Source organism: Citrobacter sp. Cf087 (genome assembly GCF_030334285.1).
GTDB lineage: Bacteria > Pseudomonadota > Gammaproteobacteria > Enterobacterales > Enterobacteriaceae > Citrobacter > Citrobacter freundii.
In genome coordinates, this window is sequence record NZ_JAOWED010000028.1 from 280,618 (window position 1) to 296,150 (window position 15,533).

Consider the following 15,533-nt stretch of genomic DNA (forward strand, 5'->3'; position numbering starts at 1 on the left):
CAAAATAACTGATGATCTTCATCATGGTTATCTGAGTTCTTCATCAACCGAATAAGCGTATTGTAATGGTATCAAAATGACTCCCTCAGTAAGGATATCATCATGTCTTCAACTCGTATGCCAGCATTGTTTTTGGGCCACGGTAGCCCGATGAATGTTCTGGAAGATAACGTTTATACCCGTGCCTGGCAGCAACTGGGGGAAACGTTGCCGCGTCCGAAAGCCATTGTGGTGGTCTCGGCGCACTGGTTCACCCGTGGAACGGGTGTGACAGCGATGGAAGCGCCTAAAACGATCCACGATTTCGGCGGTTTTCCGCAAGCGCTGTATGACACCCATTACCCGGCTCCGGGCTCGCCAGAACTGGCGCAGCACCTGGTTGATTTACTTGCTCCTGTATCCGTCGCGTTAGACAAAGAGGCGTGGGGTTTTGACCACGGTTCCTGGGGCGTACTGATCAAGATGTATCCGAATGCCGACATCCCGATGGTGCAGTTAAGCATCGATAGTACAAAACCGGCGGCCTGGCATTTTGAGATGGGCCGCAAACTAGCGGCACTGCGTGATGAGGGTATTATGCTGGTGGCCAGTGGTAACGTGGTGCATAACCTACGTACTGCGCGTTGGCACGGTGAGAACACGCCATATCCGTGGGCAACCTCATTCAATGATTATGTTAAGGCTAACCTGACCTGGCAGGGACCGGTTGAGCAGCACCCGCTGGTGAACTATCTCGATCATGAAGGTGGATCGTTGTCGAACCCGACGCCAGATCACTATCTGCCGCTGCTGTATGTTCTCGGGGCATGGGATGGTAAAGAGTCTGTTACGATCCCTGTAGATGGTATCGAGATGGGAAGTTTAAGTATGTTGTCGGTGCAGGTTGGGTGATGAACGCCCGATGGCGCTACGCTTATCGGGCATTAAGTTCGTGCCGTAGGCCGGGTAAGGCGGAGCCGCCACCCGGCACTCTCAATCATTCGACAAAAATATGCGGATAGAAACGTGAAAGATCCTGCGTGATCAACGCACGGTCTTCACGAATGCCGATCCCTGCGGGTTGATCGTTGATCAGCCAACTGCCAATCAGCATATAGCTGTCGCCAAACTTCGGTAGCTGATGGAACTGCTGCACGATCATGCCTTCTTCACCGTACGGTCCTTCCACAGATTCGATCGTTTTACCGTTCTCAATGATGGAGACGTTAGCTCCCTCGCGCGAGAAGATCGGTTTGACAACGAATTTATCCATCTGTGGGTAGTCGTCTTCGGCGAAATACGCTGGCAGCAGGTTCGGATGATTCGGGAACATTTCCCATAACAGCGGTAACAGTGCTTTATTGGAAATAATGCTCTTCCAGGCGGGTTCCAGCCAGCGAACGCCAGCGTCTTCCAGCTTGGTGGAGAACATTTCACGCAGCATGAATTCCCACGGATAGAGCTTGAACAGGTTAGCGATCACCTGATCCTGCATATCGGTGAATTGGCCTTTTTCACCAAGACCAATATCTTCTACATAGAGGAATTCTGTAGCGATCTCTGCTTCGGCCGCGCAATCCTGCAGATACTGGATCGTACCGCGATCTTCCACCGTATCACGACAGCAGGTCAGATGTAGCAGTTGAAAACCATACTGTTCACGCAGCTCGGTGAAACGCTCGATCAGCTTTTCCTGCAGACTGTTGAACTGATCGCTGCCTTCCGGCAGGTTGCCCGCATTGAGCTGATCTTCCAGCCAGATCCACTGGAAAAACGCGGCTTCGTACAGCGAGGTTGGCGTATCAGCGTTGTTTTCCAGCAGTTTGGGTTCACCGGTTCCATCCCACGCCAGATCGAGACGTGAATACAGCGACGGTTGCTGTGTCAGCCAAGACTGGCGGACAAAACCCCAGGTATGCTTCGGAATGCGAAACTTGGTCATCAGCTCATCGCTGGCAATGACCTTTTCCACCACTTTGAGGCACATTTGATGCAGCTCTGCGGTGACCTCTTCCAGCTTTTCAACCTGAGCAAGGGTGAGTTTGTAGTACGCGTCTTCACACCAGTACGGCTCGCCGTACATAGTGTGAAAATTAAAACCGTATTCGGTGGCTTTATCGCGCCAGTCCGGGCGCTCAACAATACTGACTCTTTCCATGACGATCAGCCACCCATTGAACGTGTGGTGGTGCCGCTTGCGCTACGCTGCATGGTGCTCTGTTTGGCCACAGACTCACCAAATCCGCCGCGGGTTACGGTAGAGGTGGTGGCTGGTTTCGGTGCCATAGCGGTTTTCGGTACGGTCATGGTGCGACCCGGCGTTGCTGCGCCGTAGTTTTTACCGCTGGCATCTGTGTATTTGCCGTAAGCCGGGCTGGCCGGGTTTTTCGAGCTAAACAGCGGTTGCTGAGCGCCCATTCCGCCACCCATCAGTCGGCCCATCATGTAGCCTGCCATCAGTGGCATCCAGAAGCTGCCGCTGCTTTGATTCTGCGCCTGAGCCTGACCTTCACCGGTCGGCGCCATACCTGCTTGCGCAGGAGCCTGCTGGCACTGGCCTTCGCCGAATTCAGCGATACAGTCTTCACGAGTGGCGTATTTTGGTGCGGTACGTTCAGCTTCTTTCAGCGCATTGTTAAACGCGGTAGTACATTCGGCGCTTTTACCTGGATTCGCTGCAGAGCAGTCGTCAGCGTTCTGATAAAGCGAAACCGTTTCGTCACTCTTTTCACAGCCCGCGAGCATAAACACTGCGGTAACTGCCAGGGCGACAGGAGTCAGATGGCGCGCGCTCCAGCTTTTGCGGAACGAGGCGTGATGTATAGATTTTGTCCGTTTCATTTTTGTCTTCCAGGACCCAGTGGTAAACACAGTAAATAATGCTCAGGATAGAGGATGACTGGTCGAAATTGAAGCGGGAAGAGGCGAGAATGCGCAGGAAGGGGCGGATCTTTACGTTGTCTTACGTTCAGACGGGGCCGAAGCCCCGTCATCAGCATCAGTTACGGAACGGGTTGTTGCCGTTGCTGCTGGTTGAACGTGCTGCTGTCGGTTGAGCCGCAGGCAAATTGCCAGTGCCGTTAAAGTCATTCACGGCGGCATCTTGTTGTGGATTTTGCGGTGCCACGGTATCCGGCGTTGTGGATACCGGTTTACCCAGCGTATTGTTCAGTGCCACCAAATCCTGCTCGTTCAGCGTACCGAGCGCAGATTTGACGTTTAACTGATTGATAAGATAGGTATAACGCGCATTTGCCAGTTGCTGTTTGGCGTTGTACAGCGTGGTGGTGGCATCCAACACATCCACAATGGTACGTGTACCTACGGAATAACCGGCTTCCATCGCATCCAATGAGCTTTGAGCAGAGACAACCGCTTGTTTGTACGCGTTAATGCTACTAATAGAAGCATTAATGTTGTTGAATGAAGAACGAACGGTCTGCACCACGCTGCGGTGTGCGCTTTCCAGTTGTTCACTCGCGCCAACAAAGTTGTACTGCGCTTGTTTCACCTGCGAGTTAACCATCCCGCCCTGGTACAGCGGCAGCGAGAAGCTCAGACCGATTTTGTTCTGGCCCATGTTGCTGTCGTCATACTGATTACCCGTAGTACCACCATGAGTTTTAGATCCGCTGTACGAGGTGTCAGATACCCCGGTAGAGGCGGTTAAATCCAGCGTTGGTAAGTGACCATCCTGTGCCTGACGAATCTGCTCACGCGCCAGATCCTGGCTTAAACGCGCCTGCAACAAAGTCAGGTTGCGGTTTTCCGCTTCTTTCAGTAGCGCATTCACCGCCTGCGGTTTGTTGGTTTTGAAACCATCAACGTTCAGCGAAGCCAGTTCCGGGTAATAGTTACCGGTCACCTGACGCAGCTGTTCTACCGCGTTATCCAGATTGTTACGCGCGGTCACTTCGTTCGCCAGCACGGTGTCGTATTGTGAACGGGCGTTCTGCACGTCAGTGATGGCGACCAGACCAACGTTAAAACGCTGAGTGGTCTGATCTAACTGACGATAAACCGCATCTTTCTGTGCCTGGGTGTAAGACAGCACATCAATCGCGTTCAGTACGTTAAAATAGGCCGTAGCGGTATTCAGGATCAGCGTTTGCTGATCGGTCTGATACGTTACGTCCTGGATGCCCGCTGATTTTTCTTGCAGCGTCAGGGCACGCCATTTAGACATGTCGAACAGCGTCTGAGTCAATTGTAATGATGCGCTGGTGGCGTTGGAGTTGACGCCGTTTGCATCACGGTAGCCATTGCTGTAGGTGTAATCGGCACCTAAACCCAGTTGCGGCAGTAATGGACTACGCGCTTCGTTAATTTTTTCGAATGCAGCATCGCGATCGGCGGCGGATTTACGCAATTCCGGGTTGCTCAGGCGTGCTTGCTGATAAACCTGCATCAGGTTTTCTGCCTGGCTCAAAGTACTGAACCCCGACAGGCTCAGGCCGATAAGGATGGGGAGCAATTTCTTCATTTGCATTCCTTGTTGTGAAGCAGTATTTAGCGCTGATCAAATTGTAAAAATATTTGCTGATTCTAGCAGAATCCGCCACTGCAAAAAGTTGGCGTTACGTGCCATACGGCGTTAATTTGCATCAATTTAACACAAGGGCGTTCAAACATCAGTCAAACGACCTTGAAATTCACATTTTAATCACTATTGGTTTCAGGACAGCACAATGCGTAAACCAGACAACTTGCCAATGACTTTCACTAAAAATGATGTAGAAATTATTGCACGAGAAACGCTATACCGCGGTTTTTTTTCACTGGATCTTTATCGGTTCCGCCATCGCCTGTTTAACGGTGGTATGAGCGGTGAGGTAAAGCGCGAAATTTTTGAGCGCGGACACGCGGCAGTCTTGCTACCCTTTGACCCTGAGCGGGACGAAGTTGTACTGGTCGAGCAGATACGTATCGCGGCGTTTGATACCAGCGAAAGCCCGTGGCTACTGGAAATGGTAGCCGGAATGATCGAAGAGGGCGAAACCGTTGAAGATGTGGCCCGTCGTGAAGCGATGGAAGAAGCCGGATTGGACGTTAAACGTACGAAACCCGTTCTGAGCTATCTGGCAAGCCCTGGCGGCACCAGTGAGCGCCTGTCTATTTTAGTTGGCGAAGTGGACGCTACGACCGCGAGCGGAATTCATGGTCTGGCTGATGAAAACGAAGATATTCGTGTTCATGTGGTGAGCCGGGAGCAGGCTTATCAATGGGTAGAAGAGGGGAAAATCGACAACGCGGCTTCTGTCATCGCCTTGCAATGGTTACAGCTGCACTATCAAGAGTTAAAAACTGAGTGGAAAAAATGAAGCGTTACACACCTGACTTCCCTGAAATGATGCGCCTGTGCGAAACCAACTATTCGCAATTGCGCCGCCTGCTGCCACGTAATGATGCAGCCGGTGAAACAGTGAGCTATCAGGTAGCAAACGCACAATATCGGTTAACGATCGTTGAATCGACCCGATACACTACGCTTGTCGCGATCGAACAAACGGCGCCGGCTGTCACATACTGGAGCCTGCCGTCATTGACCGTGCGCCTGTATCATGACGCGAGGGTGGCTGAAGTGTGTTCAAGTCAGCAGATCTTTCGCTTCAAAGCGCGGTATGATTATCCAAATAAAAAGTTGCATCAACGCGACGAAAAGCATCAAATTAATCAGTTTCTGGCCGACTGGCTACGGTACTGTTTAGCACATGGAGCGATGGCGATTCCGGTTTATTAGCGTCGTGAAACCTAAGGACACCATTTGGAAAGCCTGTTAACCCTTCCTTTGGCTGGTGAGGCCAGAGTCAGGATCTTACAAATTACAGACACTCACCTGTTTGCCGAAAAGCATGAAACGCTGCTGGGTGTGAATACCTGGGACAGTTATCAATCCGTACTGGATGCCATACATGCAGAGTCGCCTGAGTACGATCTGATCGTCGCGACGGGTGATTTGGCGCAGGATCAATCCGCTGCGGCCTATCAGCATTTTGCTGAGGGCATCGCAAGCTTTCGTGCGCCCTGCGTTTGGCTACCGGGCAATCACGATTTTCAGCCGGCAATGTACAGCGCGCTGCAGGACGCGGGAATTTCCCCTGCCAAGCGTGTTTTCATCGGCGAACAGTGGCAAATTTTGCTGCTCGACAGCCAGGTGTTCGGCGTTCCCCACGGTGAATTAAGTGAATTCCAGCTCGAATGGCTGGAGCGTAAACTTGCTGATGCACCAGAGCGTAATACTTTGCTGCTTCTGCATCATCATCCTCTGCCTGCGGGTTGTAGCTGGCTCGATCAGCATAGCCTGCGCAATGCCGCTGAGCTGGATAACGTGCTGGTGAACTATCCACGCGTGAAGTATCTGCTGTGCGGGCATATTCATCAGGAACTGGATCTGGACTGGAACGGACGCCGCCTGCTGGCGACGCCATCGACCTGCGTGCAGTTTAAGCCGCACTGTTCCAACTTCACATTGGATACCATCAGCCCCGGCTGGCGGACGCTGGAGCTTTTTGCTGACGGGACGTTGCAGACTCAGGTACGTCGTCTGCAGGGTAATCGGTTCCACCCTGATACCGCTTCAGAAGGCTACTGATGTCTACGCTTCTCTATCTTCACGGATTTAATAGCTCTCCTCGTTCGGCGAAGGCGTGTTTGCTGAAAAACTGGTTGGCGGAGCACCATCCGCACGTTGAGATGATCGTACCGCAGCTGCCGCCGTATCCGGCCCAGGCCGCAGAGATGCTGGAATCGATCATTCTTGAACATGGCGGAGAGTCGCTGGGGATTGTCGGCTCCTCATTAGGTGGTTATTACGCCACCTGGCTGTCGCAATGTTTTATGCTGCCGGCAGTGGTGGTGAACCCTGCTGTACGGCCTTATGAACTGCTGGTCGACTATCTCGGTCAAAACGAGAACCCCTACACGGGGCAGCAATATGTGCTAGAGTCACGCCATATTTACGATCTTAAAGTCATGCAGATTGACCCGCTGGAAGCGCCGGATTTGATCTGGCTGCTCCAACAAACGGGCGATGAAGTGTTGGACTACCGCCAGGCGGTGGCGTATTACGCCTCCTGCCGTCAGACAGTTATTGAGGGCGGAAACCACGCATTCACGGGCTTCGAAGATTATTTCAACCCGATTGTCGATTTCCTTGGACTGCACAGTTTCTGACGATCAATTCGAATTGCTTATTTAAACCATGACGCAAACTTATAACGCTGATGCCATTGAGGTACTCACTGGGCTTGAGCCGGTACGCCGTCGCCCTGGGATGTACACCGATACGACCCGTCCGAACCATCTTGGACAGGAAGTGATTGATAACAGTGTGGATGAAGCACTGGCGGGCCACGCGAAACGCGTGGACGTGATCTTACATGCCGACCAGTCTCTGGAAGTCATTGATGACGGACGCGGCATGCCAGTAGACATTCACCCTGAAGAGGGCGTTCCGGCGGTTGAGCTGATCCTCTGTCGTCTGCACGCGGGCGGCAAGTTCTCCAACAAGAACTACCAGTTCTCCGGTGGTCTGCACGGTGTGGGGATCTCCGTTGTTAACGCCCTGTCCAAACGTGTGGAAGTGAACGTACGCCGCGATGGGCAGGTATACAACATCGCGTTTGAGAATGGCGATAAAGTGCAGGATTTACAGGTTGTCGGTACCTGCGGCAAACGCAATACCGGGACCAGCGTGCACTTCTGGCCGGATGAAAGCTTCTTTGACAGCCCGCGTTTTTCTGTTTCGCGCTTAACGCACGTACTGAAAGCCAAAGCGGTACTGTGCCCGGGCGTTGAAATCACCTTCAAGGATGAGGTCAACAACAGCGAACAGCGCTGGTGCTACCAGGATGGTCTGAATGACTATCTGAGCGAAGCGGTGAATGGCCTACCGACTCTGCCGGAAAAACCGTTTATCGGTAATTTCAGCGGTGAGACGGAGACGGTGGACTGGGCGCTGCTCTGGCTGCCGGAAGGCGGTGAGCTGCTGACCGAAAGCTATGTGAACCTGATCCCAACTATGCAGGGCGGGACGCACGTCAACGGTCTGCGTCAGGGTCTGCTGGATGCGATGCGCGAGTTCTGCGAATACCGCAATATTTTGCCGCGCGGCGTGAAGCTGTCGGCGGAAGATATCTGGGATCGCTGTGCTTACGTGCTGTCGGTAAAAATGCAGGATCCGCAGTTTGCCGGACAAACCAAAGAACGCCTCTCTTCGCGTCAGTGTGCGGCGTTTGTTTCTGGCGTGGTGAAAGATGCCTTCAGCCTGTGGCTGAACCAGAACGTACAGTCAGCTGAACTGCTGGCTGAGATGGCAATTTCCAGCGCCCAGCGTCGTCTGCGTGCGGCGAAAAAAGTGGTGCGTAAAAAGCTGACCAGCGGTCCGGCGCTGCCGGGTAAACTGGCGGACTGTACTGCACAGGATCTTAACCGCACCGAACTGTTTCTCGTCGAAGGTGACTCCGCAGGTGGTTCCGCCAAACAGGCGCGCGATCGTGAATATCAGGCGATCATGCCGCTCAAAGGTAAGATCCTCAATACCTGGGAAGTCTCTTCTGATGAAGTTCTGGCGTCTCAGGAAGTGCACGATATTTCGGTAGCGATCGGTATCGATCCGGACAGCGACGATCTGAGCCAGTTGCGTTACGGTAAGATCTGTATCCTGGCGGATGCGGACTCCGATGGTCTGCACATCGCCACGCTGCTGTGCGCACTGTTTGTGAAACACTTCCGCACGCTGGTGAAACACGGTCACGTGTACGTGGCGCTGCCGCCGTTATACCGTATCGACCTCGGTAAAGAGGTGTATTACGCGCTGACGGAAGAAGAGAAAGCGGGCGTACTGGAGCAGTTAAAGCGCAAGAAAGGTAAGCCGAACGTGCAGCGCTTTAAAGGACTGGGTGAAATGAACCCGATGCAGCTTCGTGAAACCACGCTGGATCCGAACACCCGTCGCCTGGTGCAGCTCATTATCGATGATGAAGACGATCAGCGCACCAACGCAATGATGGATATGCTGCTGGCCAAGAAGCGTTCTGAAGACCGTCGTAACTGGTTGCAAGAGAAAGGCGACCTGGCGGATCTCGAAGGGTAAGCATGATGTTAAATGCCGGATGGCGCTTCGCTTATCCGGCCTACATTCGCATTGTGCCCGTAGGCCTGATAAGACGCATCAGCGTCGCCATCAGGCGTTACAGCTTATGCCGCTTGCGATACTGCAACGGCGTCTCGCCAATGCCTTTACCGAAGGCGCTGATGAAGTATGTTACCTCTGAAAATCCCACCTTTTGAGCAATCTCCCGCACGCTGATTTCACTGTGTAACAGCGCTTCACAGGCTTTGCGTAACCGCAGCGTATTGAGATAGTCGAGAATGCTCTCGCCCGTTTCCATCTGGAAGCGGCGGGATACATAGCTTTTTGATTTATTCAGTTCCTGCGCCAGCGCTGCCAGACTAAATTTGTGAGTGTAATGTTCATCCAGCCAGAACATCACCTGACTGGCAATTCCGCTGCTAATTTCCGGCATATTGCCATTATCGTCGGGTAACAGGCTGAATAAATTGACTAACAGACAGGCAACCTGCTCAGTGCTCAGCGGTTTTTGAGCGGCCATTTTTTCATAACGGCTGAAGAGAAAATCAACATGTGGATGAACATTCGCCGCGTCGACGACCCATGCTTCACTGCCGCGAATGCTCAGATTTTGCAGATGCTGTTGAGTATGAGGCAAGTCGCGCAGCACCTTCAGTACCGCATGTTGATCGAGATGAATAATGGTACGTCGATAACCATCCCGCGCCTGCTCATCGACCCAGATCTTGTGTAGGGTAAACGGCGGGAAAAAGAACATTCGTCCCGGTCGCATGGTGTATTGCTTATGGTCAACCGTAACCACGCCAAAGCCTTCTTCCACATACAGCACTTCCAGACACTGATGCCAGTGGTGATAACGCACCGTATTGGCGAATAAACGGCTGAACGACGCAACCGCATCATTAAGGGCGATCAGCTCCAGACGTTCTTGCGGTGAGGATAAAGTCATAGTGCAATAAATTTAAATTTTTGCCGCCGAATGGTAATTTATAAACCCTATTTTTAAATTTTCTCAATCACTGTTTTACTTTAATTCTGGTGCTGTGATTGACGTAACATTTCTGCTGCTCTGCGATTCACTATTCTTTAGCCACTTAATTCAGAGGGGCAGATTATGTGGTCAGCAACTGAAGAAAAATCAAATCCATTGTCATCACGCGAAGACGTAACGTGTGCGGTTAACGCCATTTTACGTGCGCTGGATCGGCAGTTTCCGGCGGGACAGGCTCAGTTTTCTCTTGGCAATACCTGTGCTCACTACAGCGCGGATATTGCCTGTATGGAAGGGCTTTCCCGGGCGTTGTGGGGGCTATTTCCTCTGATGGCAGGCGGGGCTAAAGTGCCGTTTGCCGAAAAGTACATTCAGGCGATAAAACTCGGTACTGGCCCACAAAGCCCACATTACTGGGGAGGCACCGGTCCTTACGATCAGCGTCTGGTTGAGATGGCTGCTTATGGCCTGGGTCTGGCATTGTTACAGACGCAATTAACGGAGCATTTCTCCCTGAGCGAACGCGAGAATCTGCACCGCTGGCTGAATCAGATAACCGACTCGCAAATGCCGGACAGCAACTGGAACTACTTTGCGATTATCGTTCAGCTTGGTTTCAAGCGTGCGGGTCTGCCTTACGATCAGGCGGCTATCGATCGCCGCTTTGAGCTGATGGAAGCCTACTATCTTGGTGACGGTTGGTATTCCGATGGTCCCGGTCGACCGAAAGATTACTACATCTCAATGGCTTTTCACTTCTACGGCCTGTTGTATGCCACCCTCAGCCCGGATGACACCGAACGCGCTGTCGTTCTGCGTGAACGTTCGCGCTTGTTTGCCGAAGATTTTATTTACCTGTCCGCCGCTGACGGCGCATTGGTGCCGTTTGGCCGCAGCCTGACCTACCGCTTTGCCATGGTTGCCTTCTGGAGCGCGGTGGCGTTTGCCGAACTGGATGTTCTTTCACCAGGCATAATCAAAGGGGTGATCCTGCGTCATTTGCGCTGGTGGCAGAAGCAGCCGATTTTCGATCGTGATGGCATTCTGACGCTGGGGTTTGCCTACCCGAATCTGGCGATGTGTGAAGACTACAACTCGCCGGGATCGCCTTATTGGGCATTGAAGGTTTTTTTGATTCTTGCACTGCCGGAGGATCATCCATTCTGGCAGGCTGAAGAGCTGGCGCTACCGCAACTGGTTGAAAAACGTGTTATCCCCCATGCTGCGCAGATCCTGCAGCATAGTGAGCATTCTGAGCATGTCATGATGTTGACCTCAGGCCAGCTTGAACTGAACAACTACGTTAATACCGAAGCCAAATACACCAAATTTGCCTACTCCAGCCGCTTTGGTTTCACCATTGAGCGCGGCCGTTACGGCATCAAACATGCAGCCTGTGACTCTATGCTGCTGTTGGCGGACGGCGATGGCTACTATCGTGGCCGTCGTCAGTGCGACGAGGTTCGGGTCGATGAGAATTTTATCTGGTCCCGCTGGTCTCCCTGGCATGACGTAATGATTGAGACCTGGCTTGTCCCGTTTGGCGAATGGCATCTTCGCCTGCACCGTATTAACAGTGCGCACACGCTGCAAACGGTGGAAGGGGGATTTGCGGTGATGAAAGCCGAGCCTCGGTTATGTGAGCGTGGATGCCTCCTTGCGGCATGCAACGGAACCAGCGTTATCGTTGATCTGTCGCCGTCCATAGTTCGCCAGCCAGACAGCGTGGTCACGCCGCCGAACAGTAGCATCATGTTCCCTGAATGTGCGTCGATTCCTGTGTTGACCAGCGAAATCCCGCAGGGCGAAAGCTGGCTTTGCTGCGCCGTGAGTGCCAGCGGGCAGCAAAGACAGTACTCAGCCGTTCCGCAGCTATCCATCAACAATAACCAGGTTGTTATTCAGCAACCTGAAAGTGCACGCCAGTTGTCGTTCTTTTTATAGCGAGGGTGGTATGAAAAATAATTCAACGGGAAATCGGACTGAATATTATAAAATAAGCAGTTTTATATTCCTTTATTTCTTTACCTGGTCCGCAAGTATTGGTTTGTTGGCTATCTGGTTGGGGCAAAAAGCGCAGTTGAGCGGTACGGCGATCGGCACCGTATTTGCTGTGAACGGTATTTTCTCGGTTATTCTGAAGCCTATTTATGGCTATATCCTCGATAAAATAGGTATGAGCAAATATCTGCTCTATTTCGTCGTAGTGATGTCAGCGTTAATGGCACCGTTTTTTATTTATATCTATCAGCCATTATTACTCTCCAATACCATGCTGGGTATTATAGTTGGCGCGATTTACTTGAGCTTTGCGTGGTATGCCGGGGTGGCGGCCTGTGAATCTTATTCTGACCGCTACAGCCGTCTGAACGGCATGGAGTTTGGGCAGATCCGTATGTGGGGGTCGCTTGGCTGGGCGGTGGCGTCATCGTTCTCTGGCCTGCTGTTTAACCTCTCACCGGCCTATAACTTTATGCTCGGCAGCCTGACGTCAGTGGTGATGCTGGTTGTTCTGGTGAGTCTGAAAGTCAATGTCAATGCGGCCAACGCCTCGGAGGTTATAACTAAAGAGAAAATCTCCCCGACGGATGTTTACGCCCTGCTGCGTAATCGCAAATTTTGGGCATTCTGCCTGTACGTTGCGGGCGTGGCGTGGATGATGTTTATCGCGGAGCAGCAGTTCTCCCGCTACTTCGTCACTTTCTTTGCCGATGTACATGAAGGGAACGCCGTCTTTGGTTATCTGGGCACAGTGCAGTCGGGAATGGAATTTGTCATGTACATGGTCATTCCGCTATTCGTCAATTATATTGGCGCGAAGCGTGGTCTGCTGATTGTTGGGACGCTGGTGGGCGCGCGATTGGTGATATCTGGGCTATGTGACTCTCATTTATTAATTTCTGTGCTGAAGCCGCTATACGGCCTGGAGATCTGTTTATTACTGGTTTCCGTCTTCAAATATATTGCCGAGCATTTTGATAAACGTGTCAATGCGACCATGTATTTACTGGGTTATCAGGCGATGCTGTATGTCGGTAACGTGGTGGTTTCCTCTCCTGCCGGATTAATGTACGACCGGATAGGCTTTGAGAAAACATATATCATTATGGGCATTGTGGCGCTGACCTTTACATTGATATCGGCATTTACTTTATCTGCCTGTCAGAGCAAACGTGGCAAAAATATCGCTCTCGATATTGCTGAAAATACCCCTGCAAAATAATTTACGTCATAAGGAACCGAAATATGTTAAATCATATCGTTGAGGAATCGTTGCGCGTATTTCCTGGCAGTCCGGTTAATCCCGGCAGTTTTCAGGATCAAATAAGTTGCGCCAGAGAAGATGTCCTCGAATTGATTAGCCGTCATTTAACGGAATTCGGTGAACAATTTCCTGCCGAAACCTGTGTGCAAGGTTATTACCCACTGACAGAGAATGTGGAATGGACGACCAGCTTCTGGACCGGGCAATTATGGCTGGCGTGGGAAATGAGTGGTGAGAGCAAATTTCGTGAGATGGCGGAGAAGCATGTGCGTTCGTTTGGCATGCGTATTGCCGGACGCCACGATACCAACACCCACGACCTGGGATTCCTCTACACGCTTTCCTGTGTGGCGGCCTGGCGATTGACCGGCAATCGCGATGCTCGAGGTTTTTCCCTGATGGCGGCAGAAGCGCTGTTGGAGCGTTTTCATGAAAAGGCGCAGATCATCCAGGCGTGGGGCGATCTTCGCGATCCCGATCAGGCCGGACGGATGATCATTGATTGCAATATGAATCTGCCGCTGCTGTACTGGGCTAGCGAGCAAACGGGCGATCCGCGTTTTGCGAATGCGGCGAAGGCCCACGTTGCGCAGGCAGCCAAATATCTGATCCGCCAGGATGCGTCGACCTTCCACACCTACTATATGGACGTGCAAACCGGCGCACCGCGTTACGGTAATACGCAGCAGGGCTATGCTGATGATTCTTGCTGGTCGCGTGGGCAGGCATGGGGGATTTATGGTTTTCTGCTGAGCTATATTTACACTGGCGATACACAAATGGTGCAGCTGTCGAAGAAACTGGCCAACTACTTTCTTAATCGCCTGCCGGAAGATGCCGTTTGCCACTGGGATCTGGCATTAGTCGGAACCGATGCGCTGCGCGATTCATCTTCGGCGGCGATTGCCGTCTGTGGTCTGCTGGAGCTGATTAAACATCTGCCGGTGACCGATCCGGATCGCGAGTGCTACCAGCAGTGGGCGATGGGGATCATGTCTTCGCTGACCAGGCATTATCTGATGGGTAAAGATGAGCAGGGGAACGGGCTACTGAAACACTCGGTGTATCACCTGTCGAGCAACAAAGGGGTCGATGAGTGTGCAAGTTGGGGGGATTATTTCTACGTTGAAGCGTTAATGCGCTTCACTCAGAGCTGGAAGCTCTACTGGTAAAGAGTGCCCGGTGGCGCTGCGGTTGAATGCCGGATGGTGGCCTAAAACGCATCATCCGGCAAATCGACAACCTTAAATACCCGACTCCAGAATTCGAATATTCATGTCCAGCACGTCACCTTTCACGGCTTCGCTGTAGGCTTTCATATGCGGGGTCTGCAAATGCGCTTCAAGATGCGCGATGCTTTCCCACTGCTCAACCATCACGATTGAATCTGGCGCTGTGGTCTGAAAACTCACACCTGCGGCATGATCCACCATCGGCGCATAGCCGTGGCAGCCTTCTTCTTTCAGTACGGTCGGAACGATTTTAGCAAACTGATCCAGTACCGCCTGGCGGTGATGTTGACCTGGACGTGTACGGATTTCTGCAATAACGGTAAGCATGGTTAACTCCTTCTAATTCCAGGTTACCAGTTAACCAAAAATTTCGGTCAGATGCTTGCGATATTCTGCGATATAACGCGGGACGTCCGGCATTTTAATCACGTCATTGGTGATAAAGGTCGGTAGCGCTTCCATTCCCAGGAACTGGTTTGCTTTATGGAACGGGAGATAGACGCCATCAACACCAACGCCATGGAAGAACTGGTCTTTTTCAGTGAAGGCTTCCATCGGTGCGTTCCAGGTCAGGGACAGCATGTATTTTTTGCCCTGAATCAGCCCGCCGGAGCCATATTTTTTAGAGGCATCTGAACGTGTGCGGCCATCGCTGGCGTACAGCGTGCCGTGACCTTCGGTAAACACGTCATCGATGTATTTTTTCACGGTCCACGGTGCGCCCATCCACCAGCCTGGCATCTGCCAGATAACCGCATCGGCCCAGACGAAATTCTGCACTTCTGTTTTTACATCATAATCGCTGTCCGCGCGTACGACTTTAACATCATGCCCGAGGTCGCGCAGGATACCGTCCGCGACCTCGGTCAGGGTGTCATTCAGTTGGCCATTAGAATGACCGAATTTTTTCGCCCCGTTGATAATCAGAATGCTGCTCATTTTGTGTCCTCAAGGAAATACGTTTGAAGACGA

General features: G+C 52.0%; 15 protein-coding genes. 9 read left to right on the forward strand and 6 right to left on the reverse strand.

Going from position 1 to position 15,533, the window contains the following annotated elements; all coding sequences use genetic code 11:
- Positions 1-102 precede the first annotated feature (102 nt).
- On the forward strand, positions 103-891 hold the full coding sequence (ygiD, locus tag OGV57_RS09820) for a 4,5-DOPA-extradiol-dioxygenase (protein WP_044700878.1): 789 nt from the start codon (positions 103-105) through the stop codon (positions 889-891).
- A gap of 85 nt (positions 892-976) precedes the next feature.
- On the opposite strand, the gene OGV57_RS09825 is transcribed toward ygiD, so the two are convergent.
- From OGV57_RS09825 to tolC, 3 genes are all read right to left on the reverse strand, one after another.
- Positions 977-2,137 carry a glutathionylspermidine synthase family protein gene (locus OGV57_RS09825; RefSeq protein WP_003024594.1) on the reverse strand — a complete coding sequence of 387 codons (1,161 nt, stop codon included), beginning with the start codon at positions 2,135-2,137 and terminating at the stop codon, positions 977-979.
- A 5-nt stretch (positions 2,138-2,142) separates the two neighbouring features.
- Positions 2,143-2,820 carry a DUF1190 family protein gene (locus OGV57_RS09830; protein WP_003024591.1) on the reverse strand — a complete coding sequence of 226 codons (678 nt, stop codon included), beginning with the start codon at positions 2,818-2,820 and terminating at the stop codon, positions 2,143-2,145.
- A gap of 157 nt (positions 2,821-2,977) precedes the next feature.
- Complete coding sequence (gene tolC, locus OGV57_RS09835; RefSeq protein WP_032937374.1) at positions 2,978-4,462, reverse strand: outer membrane channel protein TolC; 1,485 nt, start codon at positions 4,460-4,462, stop codon at positions 2,978-2,980.
- A 205-nt stretch (positions 4,463-4,667) separates the two neighbouring features.
- Here tolC and nudF point away from each other — a divergent pair, with 205 nt between their 5' ends.
- From nudF to parE, 5 genes are read left to right on the forward strand one after another with little or no spacing between them, the layout of a single operon-like run.
- The gene (gene nudF / locus OGV57_RS09840) at positions 4,668-5,300 is read left to right on the forward strand and encodes an ADP-ribose diphosphatase (protein ID WP_003024585.1); all 633 of its coding nucleotides are present in this window, start codon (positions 4,668-4,670) and stop codon (positions 5,298-5,300) included.
- Positions 5,297-5,719: a DUF1249 family protein gene (locus OGV57_RS09845; RefSeq protein ID WP_003024582.1), complete on the forward strand. Its 423-nt coding sequence runs from the start codon at positions 5,297-5,299 to the stop codon at positions 5,717-5,719. Before nudF ends, OGV57_RS09845 begins: the two co-directional genes overlap by 4 nt.
- A 24-nt stretch (positions 5,720-5,743) precedes the next feature.
- Positions 5,744-6,571 carry a 3',5'-cyclic-AMP phosphodiesterase gene (gene cpdA / locus OGV57_RS09850; RefSeq protein ID WP_003838143.1) on the forward strand — a complete coding sequence of 276 codons (828 nt, stop codon included), beginning with the start codon at positions 5,744-5,746 and terminating at the stop codon, positions 6,569-6,571.
- Positions 6,571-7,152, forward strand: coding sequence for an esterase YqiA (gene yqiA, locus OGV57_RS09855; protein WP_003024575.1), 582 nt, complete (start codon positions 6,571-6,573; stop codon positions 7,150-7,152). Before cpdA ends, yqiA begins: the two co-directional genes overlap by 1 nt.
- Positions 7,153-7,180: 28 nt before the next feature.
- Positions 7,181-9,073, forward strand: coding sequence for a DNA topoisomerase IV subunit B (parE, locus tag OGV57_RS09860; RefSeq protein ID WP_003024571.1), 1,893 nt, complete (start codon positions 7,181-7,183; stop codon positions 9,071-9,073).
- 97 nt (positions 9,074-9,170) lie between these two features.
- Here the strand turns inward: parE and OGV57_RS09865 are convergent, their stop codons facing one another.
- Complete coding sequence (locus tag OGV57_RS09865; protein ID WP_054528786.1) at positions 9,171-10,022, reverse strand: helix-turn-helix transcriptional regulator; 852 nt, start codon at positions 10,020-10,022, stop codon at positions 9,171-9,173.
- A 165-nt stretch (positions 10,023-10,187) separates the two neighbouring features.
- Between OGV57_RS09865 and OGV57_RS09870 the strand changes: the two genes are divergently transcribed.
- The 3 genes from OGV57_RS09870 to OGV57_RS09880 are packed head-to-tail and all read left to right on the forward strand — an operon-like array spanning position 10,188 to position 14,501.
- Entirely contained in the window at positions 10,188-12,008 is a 1,821-nt protein-coding gene (locus OGV57_RS09870) for a DUF2264 domain-containing protein (RefSeq protein WP_054528785.1), read from the forward strand.
- A 10-nt stretch (positions 12,009-12,018) separates the two neighbouring features.
- Positions 12,019-13,287 (forward strand): oligosaccharide MFS transporter, encoded by a 1,269-nt coding sequence (locus tag OGV57_RS09875; protein ID WP_044700870.1) that lies wholly within the window; start codon positions 12,019-12,021, stop codon positions 13,285-13,287.
- 23 nt (positions 13,288-13,310) lie between these two features.
- Positions 13,311-14,501: a glycoside hydrolase family 88 protein gene (locus OGV57_RS09880; protein WP_003838151.1), complete on the forward strand. Its 1,191-nt coding sequence runs from the start codon at positions 13,311-13,313 to the stop codon at positions 14,499-14,501.
- 72 nt (positions 14,502-14,573) lie between these two features.
- Here OGV57_RS09880 and OGV57_RS09885 read toward each other — a convergent pair whose 3' ends face one another.
- On the reverse strand, positions 14,574-14,888 hold the full coding sequence (locus OGV57_RS09885; protein WP_003024557.1) for a putative quinol monooxygenase: 315 nt from the start codon (positions 14,886-14,888) through the stop codon (positions 14,574-14,576).
- 30 nt (positions 14,889-14,918) lie between these two features.
- Positions 14,919-15,500 (reverse strand): NAD(P)H-dependent oxidoreductase, encoded by a 582-nt coding sequence (locus OGV57_RS09890; protein ID WP_054528784.1) that lies wholly within the window; start codon positions 15,498-15,500, stop codon positions 14,919-14,921.
- Positions 15,501-15,533 lie beyond the last annotated feature (33 nt).